The sequence below is a fragment of the Azotobacter chroococcum genome (assembly GCF_002220155.1).
In the GTDB taxonomy this organism is placed as follows: domain Bacteria; phylum Pseudomonadota; class Gammaproteobacteria; order Pseudomonadales; family Pseudomonadaceae; genus Azotobacter; species Azotobacter chroococcum.
The window spans coordinates 3,268,700-3,286,707 of the sequence record NZ_CP011835.1; the positions used below are offsets into that span (position 1 = coordinate 3,268,700).

An 18,008-nucleotide genomic window follows, 5' to 3' on the forward strand; every position below is an offset into this window, starting at 1 on the left:
GGGGTGCTTTCGATAACAACAACAATAGGTTCGAGGCCCCGCCCCCCATGCCCAGACCCAGCCCGCCCCGGCAGTAGCCACAGCGCCGAAGCCCCCGACCATGTAGACGTCCGCCCGCACGGAGGGATGCCTGCATGCCCGGCAGTCACCTTTTCAGGAACAACAATAATGAGAGTCACATCTGTTCGGCTGGTGAAGCCTTGCCGAATCGCGCTTCCTTTCGCGATCGCCGCATCCCTTTCGTCCGGCCCGCTCCATGCCGCCTTCTTCGAGGACGCCAAGGGCACCCTGAACCTGCGCAACTACTATCTGAATCGCGATTACGACCACGGGGCCACCCGGGGCAAGGCCGAGGAGTGGACACAGAGTTTCATATTGAACGTGCAATCGGGCTTCACCGAGGGTCCGGTCGGCTTCGGCATCGACCTGCTCGGGCTCTGGTCGGTCAAGCTCGATGGCGGCAAGGGCACCAGCGGCACCCAGCTGCTGCCGGTCGGCAAGGACGGCGACCCGGCCGACGACTTCGGCCGCTTCGGCGTCGCCTTCAAGGCACGTTATTCCGATACCGAAATCAAGGTCGGCGAATGGAATCCGGTACTGCCGATCCTGAGCTCGGACGACGGACGCGGCCTGACGCAGACCTTCCAGGGCGGCATGCTCACCTCCAAGGAAATCAAGAATGTGACGATCTATGCCGGACAGATGCGCGAGACCAGTCCGCGCAACGATGCCAGCATGCAGGACATGACCATCGACGGCATCAGCGGCGGCAGCTCCGACCGCTTCAACTTCGGCGGCGTCGAATACACCTTCAACGACGGCAGGACCATGCTCAGCGCCTGGTTCGCGCAACTGGAGGACCTCTACAAACAGCGCTACTTCGAGATCCGCCATACCCAGCCGCTGGGCGACAAGACATCGCTCAACGCCAAGCTGGGCCTCTTCGACGGCGAGGAGGACGGCCAGGCCCTCGCCGGCGACCTGGACAACAAGACCTTCTTCGGCCGCTTCGCCCTCAAGACCGGCAGCAACACCTTCACCTTCGCCTACCAGAAACTCACCGGCAAGGACCGCTGGCTGCAGGTCAACGGCACCAGCGCCGACCCCCTGCCCAACGACGTCTATGCCGGCCCCTACAACAATCCCAAGGAAGAATCCTGGCAGATCCGCCACGACTACGACTTCGCCAGCCTCGGCATTCCCGGCATGACCTTCATGAGCCGCTACATCGACGGCAGGAACGTGCACCGGAACGGCGTGACCAACGGCGAGACCTGGAGCCGCGAGAACGAACTGGCCTACGTCGTTCAGAGCGGCTCGCTGAAAAACCTCTCCGTCAAGCTGCGCAACTCCACCAAGCGCGCCAACTGGGGCACCAACACCAGCTGGAACGAAAACCGCATCATCGTCAATTACCCGATCTCGCTGTTCTGAAGCCTCCTCCCCCAGCCCGCCGGACAGGCGGGCCGCACTCCCGCCGAGCGGCGGCCATGCCGCTGGCTCACCCCCGTCGAACATCGCTGCGCCAGCATCCGGGCTTGGCGTGAGTGCCGCCCCGCATTACTATTGGAACCACGTTCCACAATCATAAAAATGCACGGCCGGTCTGGCCCCCCACGGCGCCAGGCCCCCAGGAGAAGTCCCGAATGCCCACGTCCCCGTCTGTCGAATGCGATCTGCTTGTCATAGGCTCCGGCGCCGCCGGCCTGTCGGCCGCGGTCACCGCCGCCTGGCATGGCCTGAAAGTCATCGTGGTGGAAAAGGAGCCGGTCTTCGGTGGCGCCACCGCCTGGTCCGGCGGCTGGATGTGGGTGCCCGGCAACCCGCTGGCCAGGCGCGCCGGCATCCACGAGGACCCCGAGCAGCCGCGCACCTACCTCAGACACGAGCTGGGCGAGCGCTACGACGCGGCGCTGGTCGACGCCTTCCTCGACAACGGCCCGAACATGGTCGCCTTCTTCGAGAAGCACACCGCGCTGCAGTTCGTCGACGGCAACGGCATTCCCGACATCCACGGCGACACCCCGGGCGCCGCCACCGGCGGCCACCAGGTGATCGCCGCGCCCTACAACGGCCGCAAGGTCGGCCCGCTGCTGCGCCGCCTGCGCAGGACCATGCGCGAGACCTCCTTCATGGGCATGCCGATCATGGCCGGCCCTGATCTGGCGGCGTTCCTGAGCGTGACCCGTTCGCTGCGCTCCACCCTGCACGTCGGCAGGCGTTTCCTCCAGCACCTGTGGGACCTGGCCTTCCATGGCCGGGCCATGCAGCTGGTCAACGGCGTGGCGCTGGTCGCCCGTCTGGCCAAGTCCGCCGAAAACCTGGGCGTGCAACTCTGGGAGTCGGCGCCGGCCAGACAGCTGATCCAGAAGGACGGCCAGGTCCGGGGCGCGGTGGTGGCCACCGCCCGCGGCGATGTCGCCATCCACGCCAGGGCCGTGGTGCTCGCCGCCGGCGGCTTCCCCAACGACGTCGCCCTGCGCAAGGCGCTGTTCCCGCGCACGCCCACCGGCCGCGAGCATCTGGCGCTGCCGCCGGCCGCCTGCGAAGGCGACGGCATACGCCTGGGCGAGGCCGCCGGCGGCCGGCTGGTCACCGACCTCGCCTCGCCGGTGGCCTGGGCGCCGGTGTCCCGCGTGCCGCACTGGGACGGCAACTTCGGCCATTTCCCGCACATCATCGACCGCGCCAAGCCCGGTGTGATCGGCGTGCTGTCCGACGGCAGGCGCTTCGTCAACGAAGCCAACGGCTACTACGACTATGTCGCGGCCATGCTGGCCAGCGCGCCGGAAGGCCAGCCGGTGGCCTCCTGGCTGATCTGCGACCATCGCTTCCTGCGCCGCTACGGGCTCGGTTTCGCCCGCCCGTTCCCGGTGCCGCTGGCCGGCGCGCTGCGCTCGGGCTATCTGAAACGCGGCAAGACCCTCGAGGAACTGGCCGAAGCCTGCGGCATCGACCCGGCCGGACTGGCCGCGACCGTCGAGGAGTACAACCTGCAGGCCTACCAAGGCAAGGACCCGGCCTTCGGCAAGGGCTCGACCCCCTACAACCGCAAGCAGGGCGATCCCCTGCATACCGGCCCGAATCCCTGCCTCGCGCCGATCGCCAGCGCCCCCTTCTACGCCGTCAAGGTCGAGCCGGGCTGCTTCGGCACCTTCGCCGGCCTGAAGACCAACGCCCACGCCCAGGTGCTGGACGGCAATGGCGCGCCCATCGACGGGCTGTACGCGGCGGGCACCGACATGGCCAGCATCATGGGCGGCCACTACCCCTCCGGTGGCATCAACCTCGGCCCGGCGATGACCTTCGGCTACATCGCCGCGCGCCATGTCGCGGGCGCCGCCACTGCGGAATGACGACGGGAGAAGAACCCATGCAGAACATCGTCACCCATGACCAGCTGGTTCTGCCCAGACTGGGACTCGGCACCTGGCCGATGCTCGGCGAGGAATGCGCCCGCGCCGTGCAGAGCGCCCTGGAGCTGGGCTACCGGCATATCGACACGGCGGCCGCCTACGAGAACGAGGCGGCCGTGGGCCGGGCGCTGGAACAGTCGCCGGTGTCCCGCGAAGCGGTGCACCTGACCACCAAGGTCTGGTGGGACCAGTTGCGGCCGGCGGCCATGCGCGCCTCGCTGGAGCGCAGCCTGGACGCCCTGCGCAGCGACCGCGTCGACCTGTTCATGATCCACTGGCCGGGCAGGGACTGGGACCTGCCGCGCAGCATCGAAACCCTGGTCGCCCTGCGCGAGGAAGGCAAGGCCCGGCACATCGGCGTGGCCAACTTCCCGCTGGCGCTGCTGCGCCGGACGGTCGAGGAGCTGGGCGCGCCGCTCTCCGCCATCCAGGTGGAATACCACGTCCTGCTCGGCCAGCGGCAGCTGCTCGACTACGCCCGCCAACACGGCATGGCGCTGATCGCCTACAGTCCGCTGGCCCGCAACCGCATTGCGGAGGTGGCGGAAATCCGCGACATCGCCGCCAGGCACCGGGCCCAGCCTGCGCAAATCGCCCTGAAATGGCTGCTCGACCAGCCCGCGGTCGCCGCCATTCCCAAGGCCGGCAGCGTCGCCAACCAGCGCATCAACCTCGGCGCGCTGGAGGTGACGCTGGACGACGAAGACCGCGCCCTGATCGATGCCCTGCCGAAGAACCAGCGGCTGGTCAGCCCCGACTTCGCCCCCGCATGGGATGCCTGCGACGAATAAAGCGTGACCACCGCGGATGCCGGCCTGCCAGCCGGCAGCCGGCGGCGACTCAGCCGAGCGATTCCACGCCCAGCTCGTCCCAGACCTCCTCGGCCAGGTGGAAGGTGGCGTTGGCCGCCGGAATGCCGCAGTAGATGGCGCTCTGCATCAGCACTTCCTTGATCTCGTCGCGGGTCACGCCGTTGTTCTTCGCCGCGCGCAGGTGCAGCTTCAGCTCGCCCTCGCGGTTCATGCCGATCAGCATGGCGATGGTGATCAGGCTGCGGGTGTGGCGCGGCAGGCCCGGACGGGTCCAGATGTCGCCCCAGGCATGCCGGGTGATCATCTCCTGGAACTCCTCGTTGAACGGCGTCAGGTTCTTCAGGCTGCGGTCGACGTGGGCGTCGCCGAGCACCGCGCGGCGCACCTGCATGCCGGCGTCGTAGCGTTCTTTTTCATCCATTGCGGTACTCCCGCTCGGCGCGTCGGAAACGAGCCGAGCATTGATGGGGGGCGAGCAGAGGGTGGAAAACCGCTGCGCGCGTTGTCCACCCAACGCGTGACTTACTTGCGGAGGAAATCCAGCACCGCCCGGGTGAAGGCTTCGCCGGCCTCGACGTTGGACAGGTGCGCGGCGTGGAACTCGACCCGCTCCGCCCCCTGGATGCACTCCTGCATGAAGCGGCCGTGCTCCGGGGTGGTCACCGCGTCCTGGGTGCCGCAGACGATCAGGGTCGGCACGGCGACGGCGCCGAGCCGCTCGCGGAAGTCGGCATCGCGCACCGCCGCGCAGTTGGCGGCATAGCCCTCGGGCGAAGTCTGCGCCAGCATGCCGACGATCGGCTCGACCTTGCCCGGCTGGGCGGCGGCGAATTCCGGGGTGAACCAGCGCGCGATCGAGGCGTCGCGCAGGTCGCGCATGGCCTGCTGGCCACCCTTCTGCACGGTGTCGATACGAGTGTTCCAGACCTCGTCGTTGCCGATCTTCGCCGCGGTGTTGCACACCACCAGCTTGTGCAGGCGCTCGCCGGCGTTGACGCCCAGCCACTGGCCGATCAGCCCGCCCATGGACAGGCCGCAGAAGGAAAACTTGCGGATGTCGAGGGCATCGGCCAGCGCCAGCACGTCGCGGCCGAGCTGCTCGACGTTGTACGGTCCCGGGCTGACCAGCGAGTGGCCGTGGCCGCGGGTGTCGTAGCGCAGCACGCGGAAGTGCCCGGCGAAGGCCGGGATCTGGGTGTCCCACATGCGCAGGTCGGTGCCCAGCGAGTTGGACAGCACCAGCACCGGCGCGCCCGCGGGGCCGTCGATCTGGTAGTTCAGTGCGCCATCGGCGAGTTGCACGGTCGGCATCTATGACTCCTTAGCAGTGGGTGGCGCGGTGTTCGGCCACGGCACGGGCGACCCAGCGCTGCGCCAGGCCAAGGTAATGGGCGGGATCGAGCAGGCGATCCAGTTCGGCGGCGGACAGCTCGCCGCTCACCTCGGCGTTGCCGCCGAGCACGGCGCGCAGGTGGCGGCCTTCGCCGATCGCCTGGCGGCAGCACTGCTCGACCAGATGATGGGCGCGCTCGCGGCCGAGACGCTGGGCCAGGGCGATGCTCACCGCCTCGGCGAGCACCAGGCCCTGGGTCAGGTCGAGATTCTCGCGCATGCGCACGGCGTCCACCTCCAGTCCCGGCAGCAGCAGGCGCGCCTGCTGCAGGGCGCCGGAAACCAGGCAGCACAGCTCGGGCAGGGTTTCCCACTCGGCATGCCAGAGGCCGAGGCTGCGCTCGTGCTCCTGGGGCATGGCGGCGAGCATGGTGGCGACCAGGCCCGGCGCGCGGGTGGCGGCGCCGATCAGTACGGCGGCGCCGACCGGGTTGCGCTTGTGCGGCATGGTCGAGGAACCGCCCTTGCCCGGCGCGGAGGGCTCGAACGCTTCGCCGACGTCGGTCTGCATCAGCAGGGACAGGTCGCGGCCGAGCTTGCCGAGGGTGCCGGCGAGCAGACCGAGCCAGCCGGCGAATTCGGCCAGGCGGTCGCGCTGGGTGTGCCAGGGCTGTTCGGGCAGGCTCAGGTCCAGTTCGCGGGCCAGCGCCTCGGAGACCGGCAGGGCCTGCTCGCCCAGCGCCGCCAGGGTGCCGGCGGCGCCGCCGAACTGCAGGACCAGCAGGCGCGGCTTCAATTCGGCCAGCCGCTGGCGCTGGCGGGTGACGGCGCCGAGCAGCCCGGCGAGCTTCATGCCGAGGGTCACCGGGGTGGCGTGCTGCAGCCAGGTGCGCCCGGCCAGCGGGGTGTCGGCATGGCGCTCGGCCTGCATGGCGAGGTCTTCGGCCAGCTGCGCCAGCTCGGCTTCGAACAGCGCGACGGCAGCGCGCAGTTGCAGCATCAGGCCGCTGTCCATGGCGTCCTGGCTGGTGGCGCCCAGATGCACGTAGCGCTCGGCCTCGGCATCCACGGCGGCGACCTGCCGGCCGAGGGCCTTGACCAGCGGAATCGCCGAGTTGCCGGCGGTGGCGATGGCCGTGGCCAGCGCGGCGACGTCATAGGCCTCGGCGCGGCAGGCACCGGCAATCGGCGTCACGGCGGCCTCGGGAATCAGTCCGACCTGCGCTTCGGCGCGCGCCAGCGCGGCTTCGAAGTCGAGCATGCCCTGCAGCCGCCCGTGGTCGGAGAACACCGCGCGCATCGGCGCGCTGGTAAAGTAGGCATCGAACAGTTGGTTGCTCAAGACGATCATCCTGAAAGCGATGGCAGTACAGCCTAGGTTGGCAGCGCGTACCTGTAGGAGCGGATTGATCCGCAACCGGCGTTCACCCTACCGCGAATGCATTCGCTCCTACAGTTTCGTAGGGTGGAAAACCGCGCCAGCGTTTTCCACCACCCGCCTCCTGGTGGGTAACGCTACGCGGTTACCCACCCTACGATGGCCCCGCGCAGGGTCAGACGCGCTCGATGGCCAGCGCCAGGCCCTGGCCGACGCCGATGCACATGGTGGCGAGGCCCTTCTTGCCGCCGGATTTCTCCAGCTGGTGCAGGGCGGTCAGCACCAGGCGCGCGCCGCTCATGCCCAGCGGATGGCCGAGGGCGATGGCGCCGCCGTTGGGGTTGACCCGTGCGTCGTCGTCGGCGATGCCCAGCTCGCGCAGGCAGGCCAGACCCTGGGCGGCGAAGGCTTCGTTCAGCTCGATCACGTCGAAGTCGGCGACCGCCAGGTTCAGGCGCTCGCACAGCTTGCGCACCGCCGGCACCGGGCCGATGCCCATGACGCGCGGGGCGACGCCGGCGGCGGCCATGCCGAGCACCCTGGCGCGGGGCTTGAGGCCGTACTTGGCGACGGCCTCGTCGGAAGCCAGGATCATCGCGGCAGCGCCGTCGTTGATGCCCGAGGCGTTGCCGGCGGTGACGGTCTTGCCCTCGCCGTTGACCGGCTTGAGCCTGGCCAGGGCTTCGGGGGTGGTGTCCGGCCGCGGATGCTCGTCGCTGTCCACCACGGTGTCGCCCTTTTTGCCCTTGATCACCACCGGGACGATTTCCTCGGCGTAGAAACCCTCGGCCTGGGCGCGACCGGCACGCTGCTGGCTGCGCAGGGCGAAGGCGTCCTGGTCGGCACGCGAGATGCCGTAGTCCTCGGCCACGTTGTCGGCGGTCTGCGGCATGGCCTCGACGCCGTACTGGGCTTTCAGCAGCGGGTTGACGAAGCGCCAGCCCATGGTGGTGTCTTCGATCTTCATGTTGCGCGACCAGGCGCCGTCGGCCTTGCCCATCACGAAGGGCGCACGGGACATGGACTCCACGCCGCCGGCGATGGCCAGCTCGATCTCGCCGCTGGCGATGGCACGGAAGGCGGTGCCCACCGCGTCGAGCCCTGAGGCGCACAGGCGGTTGAGGGTCACGCCCGGCACGCTCGGCGGCAGCCCGGCCAGCAGCAGCGACATGCGCGCCACGTTGCGGTTGTCCTCGCCGGCCTGGTTGGCGCAGCCGTAGAACACATCGTCGATGGCTTCAGGATCGAGCTGCGGGTTGCGCTCGAGCAGGGCCTTGAGCGGAATCGCACCCAGGTCGTCGGCACGCACCGCGGCCAGCGCGCCACCGAAGCGGCCGATGGGCGTGCGCACGGCGTCGCAGATGAAGACGTCGCGGCTCATTCCTCACCTCCGGCCTGCCCGTGGGCAGCGGCCGTGCGGGCTTCCAGATCGCGCAGGGCGACCAGTTCGGTCTCGGTCGGCGCCTCGGTGACCGCCACCCGGTCGGCGAAGCGGATCTGCCAACCGGTGTTCTCGATCACCTGCTCGCGGGTCACGCCCGGGTGCAGGGCGGTGACGATGAACTCGTGGGTGCCGGCTTCCGGCTCCATGATGCACAGGTCGGTGATGATCGCCACCGGACCGGCACCGGGCAGGCCGAGGCGCTTGCGGTGGTCGCCACCCTCGCCGTGGCCGACCGAGGTGATGAAGGCCAGCTTGTCGACGAAGGTGCGGTGCGACTGCTTGAGGATGATCAGCACCTTCTTGGCGCTGCCGGCGATCTCCGGCGCGCCGCCGGCGCCGGGCAGGCGCACCTTGGGCTTGTGGTAGTCGCCGATCACCGTGGTGTTGATGTTGCCGTACTTGTCGACCTGGGCGGCGCCGAGGAAGCCCACGTCGATGCGCCCGCCCTGCAGCCAGTAGCGGAAGATCTCGCCGGTCGGGACCACGGTGTCGGCAGTCTCGGCCAGCTCGCCGTCGCCGATGGACAGCGGCAGCACCGAGGGCTTGGCGCCGATCGGGCCGGATTCGTAGATCAGCACCACGTCGGGGGCGTGGGTCAGGCGCGCCAGGTTGGCGGCCTTGGACGGCAGGCCGATGCCGACGAAGCAGACGCTGCCGTTGCCCAGGCGGCGGGCGGCGGCGACGGTCATCATTTCATTGGTGGAGTAAGTCATTATTTGGCCTCCTGGGCGGCCAGCTTGGCCTTGAACTCGGAAAAGTCGGCAGTGCCGCGAATGAACGCGTCGATCCAGGCGGTGAAGCTCTCGCGGCTGCGGGCGATCGGGTCCCAGTCCTGGTAGAAGCGGTTGTCGCGCTCGGAGTAGCCGTGGGCGTAGGACGGATGGGCGCCGCCGGGCACTAGGCAGACCGCGCTCAGCGCCCAGGTCGGCAGCACGCAGGCGTTCATCGGCGCATTCAGGTCGTCGACGATCTCCTCGACGGTGACGATGGCGCGCTTGGCGGCCAGCGCGGCTTCCTTCTGCACGCCGAGGATGCCCTGGATCAGCACGTTGCCCTTGCGGTCGGCCTTCTGCGCGTGGATCACAGTGACGTCCGGGCGCACCGAGGGCACCGCGGCCAGCACCTCGCCGGTGAACGGGCAGGTGACGCTCTTGATCAGCGGGTTGACCTTCGGCAGGTCGGAGCCGGCGTAGGCGCGCAGCACGGCGAACGGCAGGCCGGAGGCACCGGCCACGTAGGCGTTGGCCAGGTCGGCGTGGCTGTGCTCCTCGATCTCCAGCGGCTGCGGCCAGCCCTTTTCCACCGCGTCGCGCAGGCGATGCAGGGAACCCACGCCGGGGTTGCCGCCCCAGGAGAAGATCAGCTTCCTGGCGCAACCGGCGCCGATCAGCAGGTCGTAGACCAGGTCGGGGGTCATGCGCACCAGGGTCAGGTCCTTCTTGCCCTGGCGGATCAGCTCGTGGGAGGCGGCGGTGGGAATCAGGTGGGTGAAGCCTTCGAGGGCGACGGTGTCGCCGTCGTTGACGAAGCGCTGCACCGCTTCACGCAGGGTGAGGATTTCGGCCATTTCGTACGTGCTCTTGTCGGGGATCGGCTGCGCCGGATGTGGTTTGCAGCCAAATTACGGACAAGAGCGGGACGGAACAATCCGATAATCGCCAATCCGTTCGTTTATCGAACGACTTGTCATGGCGCCATCGAGCGGCCGGGGAGATGCCAGCAGCAGCCGGGGCGCAGCGCTGCACGCCCCGTGGCCGGGTGCTCCGGTCAGGCGAACAGCTGGGCGCTCAGCTCGCGGCTGGCCGCCAGCATGATCGGCAGGTAGCGCTTTTCCAGCTCGGCGATGGACACCCGCCCGGCATGGGTGCTGACGTTCATCGCCGCCAGCACCCGCCCCGAGGAGTCCTGAACCGGCACCGCCAGCGAGCGCAGGCCCTGCTCCAGCTCCTGGTCGACGATGCACCAGCCCTGCCGGCGGACCTGCTGCAGGCATTCCCAGAGCGCCTCGCGGGTATGCAGGGTGCGGCTGGTCTTGGGCAGCAGGTCGGCGTGCTCGAGGTATTCCTGCAGGCTGACATCGTCCAGCGCGGCGAGCAGCACGCGTCCCATCGAGGTGCAGTAGGCCGGCAACCGGCAGCCGACGCTGAGATCGACCGAGATCAGCCGCTGGGGAATCGCCGAACGGGCGATGTAGAGCACTTCCTCGCCCTCCAGGGTGGCCAGGTTGCAGGCCTCGTGCAGCTGTTCGCTGATGCGGTCGAGGTAGGTCTGCGCGGATACCGCCAGCGGCGTGGAGGACAGGTAGGCATGGCCGAGGGTCAGCACCTTGGGCGTCAGCGAGTAGGTGCGCCCGTCGGTGGTGGCGAAGCCGAGCTTCATCAGGGTGTGCAGGCAGCGGCGCACGGCGGCCCGGGGGATCTCGGTACGGTGGCTGATCTGGGCGATGGTCAGGTGGCGCTTGCGCTCCTGGAAGGCACCGATCACCGCCAGGCCACGCGCCAGGGAGGTCATGAAGTTCGGATCGCCGCTCAGCGCCTCGATGCGCTTGGCGGGGGAAATGTAGGGCGGCGGCGCGAGGGTGGGCACGGCCTGACGCAACTCACTCATGAAGTCTCCTTGGCTGGCTCGCCCCGGGAAAGGGAATGGCGAAAAGAGGCGAACGCGGCATGCTCGATTATCGGCCAGCCGCCGGGCGATCACAATCGAGCGTCCGGCGTCGCGCTAGAAGTCCGCCAGCACCCGCGGCCGGAGCTGGGCCAGGCGGCTGCGGGTGCGCGCGAAGTCCTCGTGGACCCGTTCGCGACAGAGGTTCTCCAGGCTCGTCTCGCTGCTCAGCAGCAGCTCGATGCCGGCGTCATAGGCGATGTCGACGAAATTCAAAAAGCGTTGCTGGACGTCCCGCGAATGCCGGTCCAGACAGGGCAACCCGCTGATCGCGATGCGCTCGAAACGCGCGCAGAGCCACAGGTAGTCGCGGGTCGAGGACAGCACCGGGAACAGCGCGGCGAAGTCCAGCCAGAGGCTGCGCGCGTCCTGGCCGAGCGGCACCAGGCTCAGCCGGTTGACCGCCAACGGCTCCGGCGGCACGGCCAGGCCCAGCTCGCGGCGCCAGTCCTGCAGGCTGTGCGGCGTCTCCGGCCAGTGGTACTGGCCCCAGTCGCGGCCGCCGCGGGAGCGGTAGTCGACGCCACCGTCCAGCTCGACGACGCGCAGGTGCCGCTCGAGCACGCGGATGAACGGCTTGAAGCGCTCGTGATGCAGGGGGTTCGGACAGAGCGCCGCCGGCGCATAGTTGGAGGTGATCACCACCCCCACCTGAGCCTTCAGCAGCGCCTCGAGCAGGCGCCCGAGGAGGATGGCATCGCCGATGTCGTGCACGTGGAATTCGTCGAAGCAGAGCAGGCGCACCTCGCCGGCCAGCTCCCCGGCGACCCTCGCCAGGGGATCGGGTTGTCCGGTGTGGGCCAGCAGACGCACCTGCAGCTCCTGCAAAAAGGCGTGGAAGTGCACGCGGCGCTTGGCCGCCAGCGGCGCGGCCTGGAAGAAGCAGTCCATGACGAAGCTCTTGCCACGCCCCACCCCACCCCACAGGTAGAGGCCGGTGACGGGCCGGCGCAGCCAGCTGCGCCGGCCGCCCAGCAGCTCTTCCAGCCAGTCGGCCAGCTGGCCGAGCGCAAACGACTGCGCGGCGTCGGCTTGAAAGCCCGACGCCGCCAGTCGCTCTGCGAAGTGCCGGCGCACCGCTTGCGCGGGCGCCGGCCGGTGCATGACCTCAGAAGTCAAAGAACACCGTTTCCCCTTCGCCCTGGATGCGGATGTCGAAGCGGTAGGCGGTCTTGTTGTCCACCTCGCAACGCTTGGCGATCAGGGTCTTGCGACGCTCCGGCTGCTCGATCAGGTTCAGCACCGGATCGGCGGCATTGGCCTCGACTTCGTCCTCGAAGTAGATGCGGGTCTGCAGCTGGATGTTGATGCCGCGGGCGAACAGCGACACGCTGATGTGCGGTGCCATCGGCTTGCCGGCGGCGTTCTTCACCACGCCCGGCTTGACGGTCTTCGCCGTCCACTCGCCGGCATCGAAGGTGGTGGCGGTGCGGGCGAAGCCGTTGAAGGGCTTCTCCAGGTCGTAGACGGTGTCGTAGACGCCTTCGTGGTTGGCCTGCCAGAGCTCCAGGTAGGAGTCGCGGACCAGGTGGCCGTTGCCGTCGATGACCTTGCCGATCAGGATGATGTGCTCGCCCGGGGCGTCATCCCTGGCCATCTCGTTCCAGACTTCCTGTTCGCGGGTCGGGTTGCCGGCGGCAGCGCCAGCCAGGCCGATGTGCACGTAGGGACCGGCGGTCTGCGAGGGGGTTTCCGGCAGCAGTTCGTATTTCATGGTCGGCTCCTTCTCACTGGTTCTCGAAACGGGTCTGGCGCTGGCCACGCAGCACGATGTTGAAGCGGTACGCCAGGCAGTCCATGGGCACGTTGCTGCTCAGGTCCAGCCGGCCGATCAGGGTCTCGACGGCGTCCGGGTTGGCGATGGTGCGGACGATCGGGCACTTCGGAATCAGCGGGTCGCCCTCGAAGTACATCTGGGTGATCAGCTTGGTGGAGATCGACGGGCCGCTGATCGACACGTGGATGTGCGACGGGCGCCACTCGTTCGGGCCGTTGCGCCACGGGTAGGGACCCGGCTTGATGGTACGGAAGTAGTAGTAGCCGTTCGCGTCGGTCAGGGTACGGCCGACCCCGCCGAAGTTAGGGTCCAGCGGCGCCAGGTAGCTGTCGTTCTTGTGACGGTAGCGGCCGCCGGCGTTGGCCTGCCACATTTCCACCAGGGTGTGCGGAACCGGATTGCCGTACTGGTCGATCACCCGACCGCACATGATGACGCGCTCGCCGACCGGCAGACCGCCGTGGTTGAAGTTGAGCAGCAGGTCGTTGTCGTACTTGCCCATCTTCAGATGGCTGAAATCCGGGCCAGTGGTTTCCGACAGGGATTGCGGGATGCTGACCAGGGCCTGGCTCGGCGAGCGGGCGATGGTGGTCTTGTAATCCGGGGTATAGCCTTTCGGCTGCCAATTCCGGTCACGGGCGACGAAACGGCGGGTATCGAGCTCGGACATCTCAGGCTCCTTGTTCTTGGGATTGTGGAGTCGCTAGAACCGCAAGGCGGCTACGCGAGACAAAGTGTCACCCCCGAGAGCCTGGATGAAAATTGAAAAGAACGCCCGCATACATAACCTATCGGTTATGTATCTACACCTCCGCCCAGCTCTCTCGCCACCTGGCGCAGCTCATCGCAGAACCACTGCGCGGCCAGCGGCAGCGGCAGCGCCGAGTTCCAGCAGAAGCCGATCGAACCGCCGGCCTCGCGCACCCCCAGCGCCAGCTCGACCAGCTCGCCGTTCTGCAGGTCCAGGCGCACCGCATCCAGCGGCGCCAGCCAGAGCCCGTCGCTGGATAGCACATAGCGCCGGCTCAGCACCGGCGAGAGGGTTTCCAGGCGCTGCGCCGGCAGGGGAATGCCGCACTGGACGAAGAAGCTCTCGGCATACTGGCGGATGGTGGTGCCGGCCAGCGGCAGGATCAGCGGGTAGTCGCCGAGCAGCGCCAGATCGGACAGATCGGCCTCGAGCAGCGGGTGCCCGGGACGCACCACCAGCGCCATGGACTCGCTATAAAGGTGCTCGAAGGTCAGCCCGCGGATCTCCGGGCTGTCGGTCATCCGCCCGACCACCAGGTCCAGCTCGCCGACCCGCAGTTGCGCGAGCAGATAGGCGCTGAGACCGGTGGCGACGCTGACCACCAGCGCCCGATGCTTCCGGTGCAGGCGCAGCACCACCTCCGGCACCACCTGGCTCTCCACCGTCGAGAGCACCCCGACACGCACCACCCCGCCGGCCTGGCTGTCGCCGCGCAGGGTGTTGACGCCGTCGCGCAGGGCCTGCACGCAGGGCCCGGCATAGCGCAGGAAGGTGATCCCCGCCGGGGTCAGGGAAACCCCGGACTTGCTGCGCTCGAACAGCCGGGCGTCGAGGATCTCCTCCAGTTCCTTGAGGGTCTTGGACATCGCCGGCTGGGACACCGCCAGGGCGTCGGCCGCCTTGGCGAAGCTGCGCTGGCGGGCCACCTCGAGAAAGCTGACCAGATGGCGGAATTTGATGCGGTTGTCGACGAGCATGGGCAACCCCGGGATCGGCCCGGCGGAGAGCGCCTCCGCCGGCTGTGCGAGAAATTGTCCGCCAGGGCGCCCGACCGGCGCACGACCGGCGCACGACCGGCAGGCTGCCCGTCAGCCTGCCGGCCCCACCCTTCTCAGGCGAACACCACCGTGCGGTTGTCATGCACCAGCACGCGGTCCTCGAGGTGATAGCGCAGCCCGCGGGACAGCACCATCTTCTCCACGTCCTTGCCGAGGCGCACCAGGTCCTCGACGCTGTCCCGGTGAGTGATGCGCACCACGTCCTGCTCGATGATCGGGCCGGCGTCCAGCTCCTCGGTGACGTAGTGGCAGGTCGCGCCGATCAGCTTCACCCCGCGCAGCGAGGCCTGGTGATAGGGCCGGGCACCGACGAAGGACGGCAGGAAGCTGTGGTGGATGTTGATGACCTGCATGGCGAATTCCTGGCACAGCTGCGGCGGCAGGATTTGCATGTAGCGGGCCAGCACCACGGTGTCGGCGGCATGCTCGCGGACCAGCCGGGACACCTCGGCGAAGGCCGGCTCCTTGTTCTGCGGATCGACCGGCACATGGTAATAAGGAATGCCGTGCCACTCGACCATGCTGCGCAGCTCGTCGTGGTTGGCGATCACGCACGGGATCTCGCAAGCCAGTTCGCCGCTGTGCCAGCGGTGCAGCAGGTCGGCCAGGCAGTGCGATTCACGGCTGGCCATCAGCACCACGCGCTTGAGCTGGCTGGAATCGGTGACCCGCCACTCCATGGAGAACTCGCGGGCGATCGGCGCGAAGGCGCGACGGAACTCCTCGAGATCGAACGGCAGGGAGTCCGCGCGGATTTCATGGCGCATGAAGAACCAGCCGCTGTGGGTATCCGAATGGTGGCTCGCCTCGGTGATCCAGCCGTTGTAGGTGGCCAGGAAATTACTGACCTTGGCGACGATGCCGACCCGGTCGGGACAGGCGATCACCAGCCGAAATGTACGCATGATGGGAACAACTCCAGAACTCGCGAAAGCGTCATTCTAGCCACAGCGCCGGAAAACTTCAGTAACCCACACGCGAGCCGGGGAGATCGGCCAACAAGCAGCCGCGCCACTTCGCACAACAGCCGGATTGCACTGCAGCGACGGATAAAGGCGGGATATCGCCGCGCTGTTGTGGATTGAAGGGTCACATCAAACAGGCCGGCACGGAACTCTTCTCGAAGCCCCTTTATTAGCGGTCCGCCGGCCGTTCACTTGAGTTTGTCGACATGCGCCACGGCGACTGTGCCGGTGATTCTATTAACGGTGGTCATGGCCAGAGTCGTGCCAGGACTGATTCTGCCCAAGTATTAGCGGCCTATAAATCCTGCGGCGGCTATTTCCGCGGCGACTTTCTGCGCACGGCGACAAAGGCCGTAACTAAAGTTGAACAAAGTTCTCCTGGATATTTACTTGCCAACAATGCCTGACTATCATTGTCCCAGAACTCGTCTAATCACCCCTCCGGGGTTCAAGGTAAGTAAAATGTCCCTGATCAACGAATACCGTGCCACCGAAGAGGCCATCAAGGAGCTTCAGGAACGCCTGAAGAATCTCTCCCAGGACGACAAGCTGCAGAAAGAACTAGAGTTCGAGGGCAAACTGCGCAAGCTGATGGGGGAATATCAAAAGTCCCTGCGCGACATCAATGCCCTGCTCGATCCGGATGCCAAGTCCGCGCGTGGCGCACGCAGTGCCAAGCCGGCCCCGGCGCCTGCCAAGCGCGCCCGCAAGGTCAAGCAGTACAAGAACCCCTACACCAATGAAACCATCGAAACCAAAGGGGGCAATCACAAGACCCTGAAGGAATGGAAAGCTCAGTACGGCGCCGATGTCGTCGAGGGCTGGGCCACTCTGCTCGACTGAGCAAAAGTTGCCGGATAATCAAGGGAGCGCCGGCACTGCCGGCGCTCCCTTATAAGTACTGATTTAGCGCAATACCTCACATGGCATAGCGCTCGCGCAACTGCCGTGCATATTCGCGCCAGGCCAGCAGTATCGATCGATGCTCACTGTCAGCCTGGACGAGCAGTTGCTCCAGCTGCACATTGAAACCCTCCAGTGTGTTGGGTGCTCCCCAGGCAGCATCGTTCAGACGCCGCCGGCAGAAATCCCGCCAACACTCGCCTTCGGCGGCCGTCAAAGTTTCCTGAAAATTGCGCGCCCGATAGCGGAACAGCAACTCGGGGAGACGCGCATCGTCGAACCCCCAGTTTTGCCTGCCCAGACTTTGCGGCTCGGCCCGGCGCACTTGTTCGCAAAGACGCCGGTCCCGATCACCAAAGAATCCGCCATACAACTGCTGCTCCGGGTCCTCGCTGGCGGAAAATTCATCGCCCACATAAATCTGCGGCAGTTTTTCCTGCCACACCCCCTGGGCCGCAGACAACAAGTCCACGCGCCTTTGGCACTCTGCCATGTCCAGTTGCAAACGCCCAACATCTTTTTCGCGCAATACCGACAAGGGCGCCAATACCGGACAACGATTGATATGCACGAGTTTCAGGGGGACCGGCAATTCATTGTCTGCCATATCTTCTCGACGGGTATACAAACGCCGGCGCAGAACTTCCGCATCGAGATCGAGCAGTGGCGCAGGGTCGGCCTGCAGGTCGCAGACGATCAGGGCATTGCGGTTGGACGGATGCCAGGCCAGGGGCAGGACCACCGCCAGGTAGCCACGCTCGGCGGCGAAGCGCCCGGAGACGTGCACCAGGGGATGCAGCAGCCTGATCTGATCCAGCACCCGCTGCTTGCTGCGCAACTGATAGAGATAGCCGTACAGCTTCGGCTGACGCTCGCGCAGCAGCCGGGCCAGGGCGATGGTCGCGCGCACGTCGGCCAGGGCGTCGTGGGCCTGGCCGTGGTCGATGCCGTTGGCCGCGGTGAGCCGCTCCAGGCGGAGGGTGACCCGGCCCTCCTCCTGCGGCCAGTGGATGCCCTCGGGACGCAGGGCGTAGGCCGTGCGCAGCAGGTCGATCAGGTCCCAGCGGCTGTTGCCGCCCTGCCACTCGCGGGCGTAGGGATCGAAGAAGTTGCGGTAGAGCGCGTGACGGCTGATCTCGTCGTCGAAGCGCAGGCTGTTGTAGCCGGCCGTGCAGGTGCCGGGGCGGGCCAGCTCGGCGTGCAGGCGGGTCACGAACTCGGCCTCGCACAGGCCCCGCTCGGCGAGCAGCTGCGGGGTGATGCCGGTGACCAGACAGGCCGCTGGATGCGGCAGGATGTCGTCGGCCGGCCGGCAGTAGAGGTTCAGCGGCTCGCCGATCTCGTTGAGCTCTTCATCGGTGCGGATTCCCGCCACCTGCAGGGGACGGTCGCAGCGCGGATTGATGCCGGTGGTTTCGTAGTCGTACCAGAAGATGCTGGAGGTCACTGGGGAGATTCCCGTCGATGGAATGGCGCCAGTCTACCATTCGCCCCGAACCGGGCCGGGG

The 18,008-nt window shown here is 67.4% G+C and carries 18 protein-coding genes; 5 read left to right on the top strand and 13 right to left on the bottom strand.

Going from position 1 to position 18,008, the window contains the following annotated elements:
* Positions 1-168 precede the first annotated feature (168 nt).
* From ACG10_RS15185 to ACG10_RS15195, 3 genes are all read left to right on the top strand, one after another.
* Positions 169-1,434 (top strand): OprD family porin, encoded by a 1,266-nt coding sequence (locus tag ACG10_RS15185; protein ID WP_089168850.1) that lies wholly within the window; start codon positions 169-171, stop codon positions 1,432-1,434.
* A 212-nt stretch (positions 1,435-1,646) separates the two neighbouring features.
* Complete coding sequence (locus tag ACG10_RS15190; RefSeq protein ID WP_089168851.1) at positions 1,647-3,356, top strand: FAD-dependent oxidoreductase; 1,710 nt, start codon at positions 1,647-1,649, stop codon at positions 3,354-3,356.
* Between the two features lie 17 nt (positions 3,357-3,373).
* Positions 3,374-4,207 (top strand): aldo/keto reductase, encoded by an 834-nt coding sequence (locus tag ACG10_RS15195; RefSeq protein ID WP_089168852.1) that lies wholly within the window; start codon positions 3,374-3,376, stop codon positions 4,205-4,207.
* Between the two features lie 49 nt (positions 4,208-4,256).
* Here ACG10_RS15195 and pcaC read toward each other — a convergent pair whose 3' ends face one another.
* The 12 genes from pcaC to purU form a co-directional block, all read right to left on the bottom strand.
* Positions 4,257-4,649, bottom strand: a complete 393-nt coding sequence (gene pcaC, locus ACG10_RS15200) for a 4-carboxymuconolactone decarboxylase (RefSeq protein ID WP_089168853.1) — start codon at positions 4,647-4,649, stop codon at positions 4,257-4,259.
* Between the two features lie 101 nt (positions 4,650-4,750).
* The gene (gene pcaD / locus ACG10_RS15205; RefSeq protein ID WP_089168854.1) at positions 4,751-5,539 is read right to left on the bottom strand and encodes a 3-oxoadipate enol-lactonase; all 789 of its coding nucleotides are present in this window, start codon (positions 5,537-5,539) and stop codon (positions 4,751-4,753) included.
* Between the two features lie 10 nt (positions 5,540-5,549).
* Positions 5,550-6,911 carry a 3-carboxy-cis,cis-muconate cycloisomerase gene (locus ACG10_RS15210; RefSeq protein WP_198318955.1) on the bottom strand — a complete coding sequence of 454 codons (1,362 nt, stop codon included), beginning with the start codon at positions 6,909-6,911 and terminating at the stop codon, positions 5,550-5,552.
* A 202-nt stretch (positions 6,912-7,113) separates the two neighbouring features.
* Positions 7,114-8,319 carry a 3-oxoadipyl-CoA thiolase gene (gene pcaF, locus ACG10_RS15215; RefSeq protein ID WP_089168856.1) on the bottom strand — a complete coding sequence of 402 codons (1,206 nt, stop codon included), beginning with the start codon at positions 8,317-8,319 and terminating at the stop codon, positions 7,114-7,116.
* The gene (locus ACG10_RS15220) at positions 8,316-9,098 is read right to left on the bottom strand and encodes a CoA-transferase subunit beta (RefSeq protein WP_089169908.1); all 783 of its coding nucleotides are present in this window, start codon (positions 9,096-9,098) and stop codon (positions 8,316-8,318) included. The genes pcaF and ACG10_RS15220 overlap by 4 nt, the downstream gene beginning before the upstream one ends.
* Entirely contained in the window at positions 9,095-9,949 is an 855-nt protein-coding gene (locus tag ACG10_RS15225) for a CoA transferase subunit A (protein ID WP_089168857.1), read from the bottom strand. Before ACG10_RS15225 ends, ACG10_RS15220 begins: the two co-directional genes overlap by 4 nt.
* Positions 9,950-10,149: 200 nt before the next feature.
* Positions 10,150-10,989, bottom strand: coding sequence for an IclR family transcriptional regulator (locus tag ACG10_RS15230; protein WP_039802745.1), 840 nt, complete (start codon positions 10,987-10,989; stop codon positions 10,150-10,152).
* Between the two features lie 114 nt (positions 10,990-11,103).
* On the bottom strand, positions 11,104-12,150 hold the full coding sequence (gene zapE, locus ACG10_RS15235) for a cell division protein ZapE (RefSeq protein ID WP_089168858.1): 1,047 nt from the start codon (positions 12,148-12,150) through the stop codon (positions 11,104-11,106).
* 4 nt (positions 12,151-12,154) lie between these two features.
* Complete coding sequence (gene pcaG, locus ACG10_RS15240) at positions 12,155-12,760, bottom strand: protocatechuate 3,4-dioxygenase subunit alpha (RefSeq protein WP_089168859.1); 606 nt, start codon at positions 12,758-12,760, stop codon at positions 12,155-12,157.
* Between the two features lie 13 nt (positions 12,761-12,773).
* A complete protein-coding gene (gene pcaH / locus ACG10_RS15245) occupies positions 12,774-13,493 on the bottom strand; it encodes a protocatechuate 3,4-dioxygenase subunit beta (protein ID WP_089168860.1) in 720 nt (239 codons plus the stop codon).
* Between the two features lie 125 nt (positions 13,494-13,618).
* The gene (gene pcaQ / locus ACG10_RS15250; protein WP_089168861.1) at positions 13,619-14,551 is read right to left on the bottom strand and encodes a pca operon transcription factor PcaQ; all 933 of its coding nucleotides are present in this window, start codon (positions 14,549-14,551) and stop codon (positions 13,619-13,621) included.
* Between the two features lie 134 nt (positions 14,552-14,685).
* Positions 14,686-15,537 (bottom strand): formyltetrahydrofolate deformylase, encoded by an 852-nt coding sequence (purU, locus tag ACG10_RS15255; protein ID WP_039802735.1) that lies wholly within the window; start codon positions 15,535-15,537, stop codon positions 14,686-14,688.
* Positions 15,538-15,803: 266 nt separating this feature from the next.
* Here purU and ACG10_RS23810 point away from each other — a divergent pair, with 266 nt between their 5' ends.
* Positions 15,804-16,004: a hypothetical protein gene (locus ACG10_RS23810; protein ID WP_157731468.1), complete on the top strand. Its 201-nt coding sequence runs from the start codon at positions 15,804-15,806 to the stop codon at positions 16,002-16,004.
* A 55-nt stretch (positions 16,005-16,059) separates the two neighbouring features.
* Entirely contained in the window at positions 16,060-16,440 is a 381-nt protein-coding gene (gene mvaT / locus ACG10_RS15265; RefSeq protein WP_039802732.1) for a histone-like nucleoid-structuring protein MvaT, read from the top strand.
* 76 nt (positions 16,441-16,516) lie between these two features.
* On the opposite strand, the gene sbcB is transcribed toward mvaT, so the two are convergent.
* On the bottom strand, positions 16,517-17,947 hold the full coding sequence (sbcB, locus tag ACG10_RS15270; protein ID WP_089168862.1) for an exodeoxyribonuclease I: 1,431 nt from the start codon (positions 17,945-17,947) through the stop codon (positions 16,517-16,519).
* Positions 17,948-18,008: the final 61 nt, after the last annotated feature.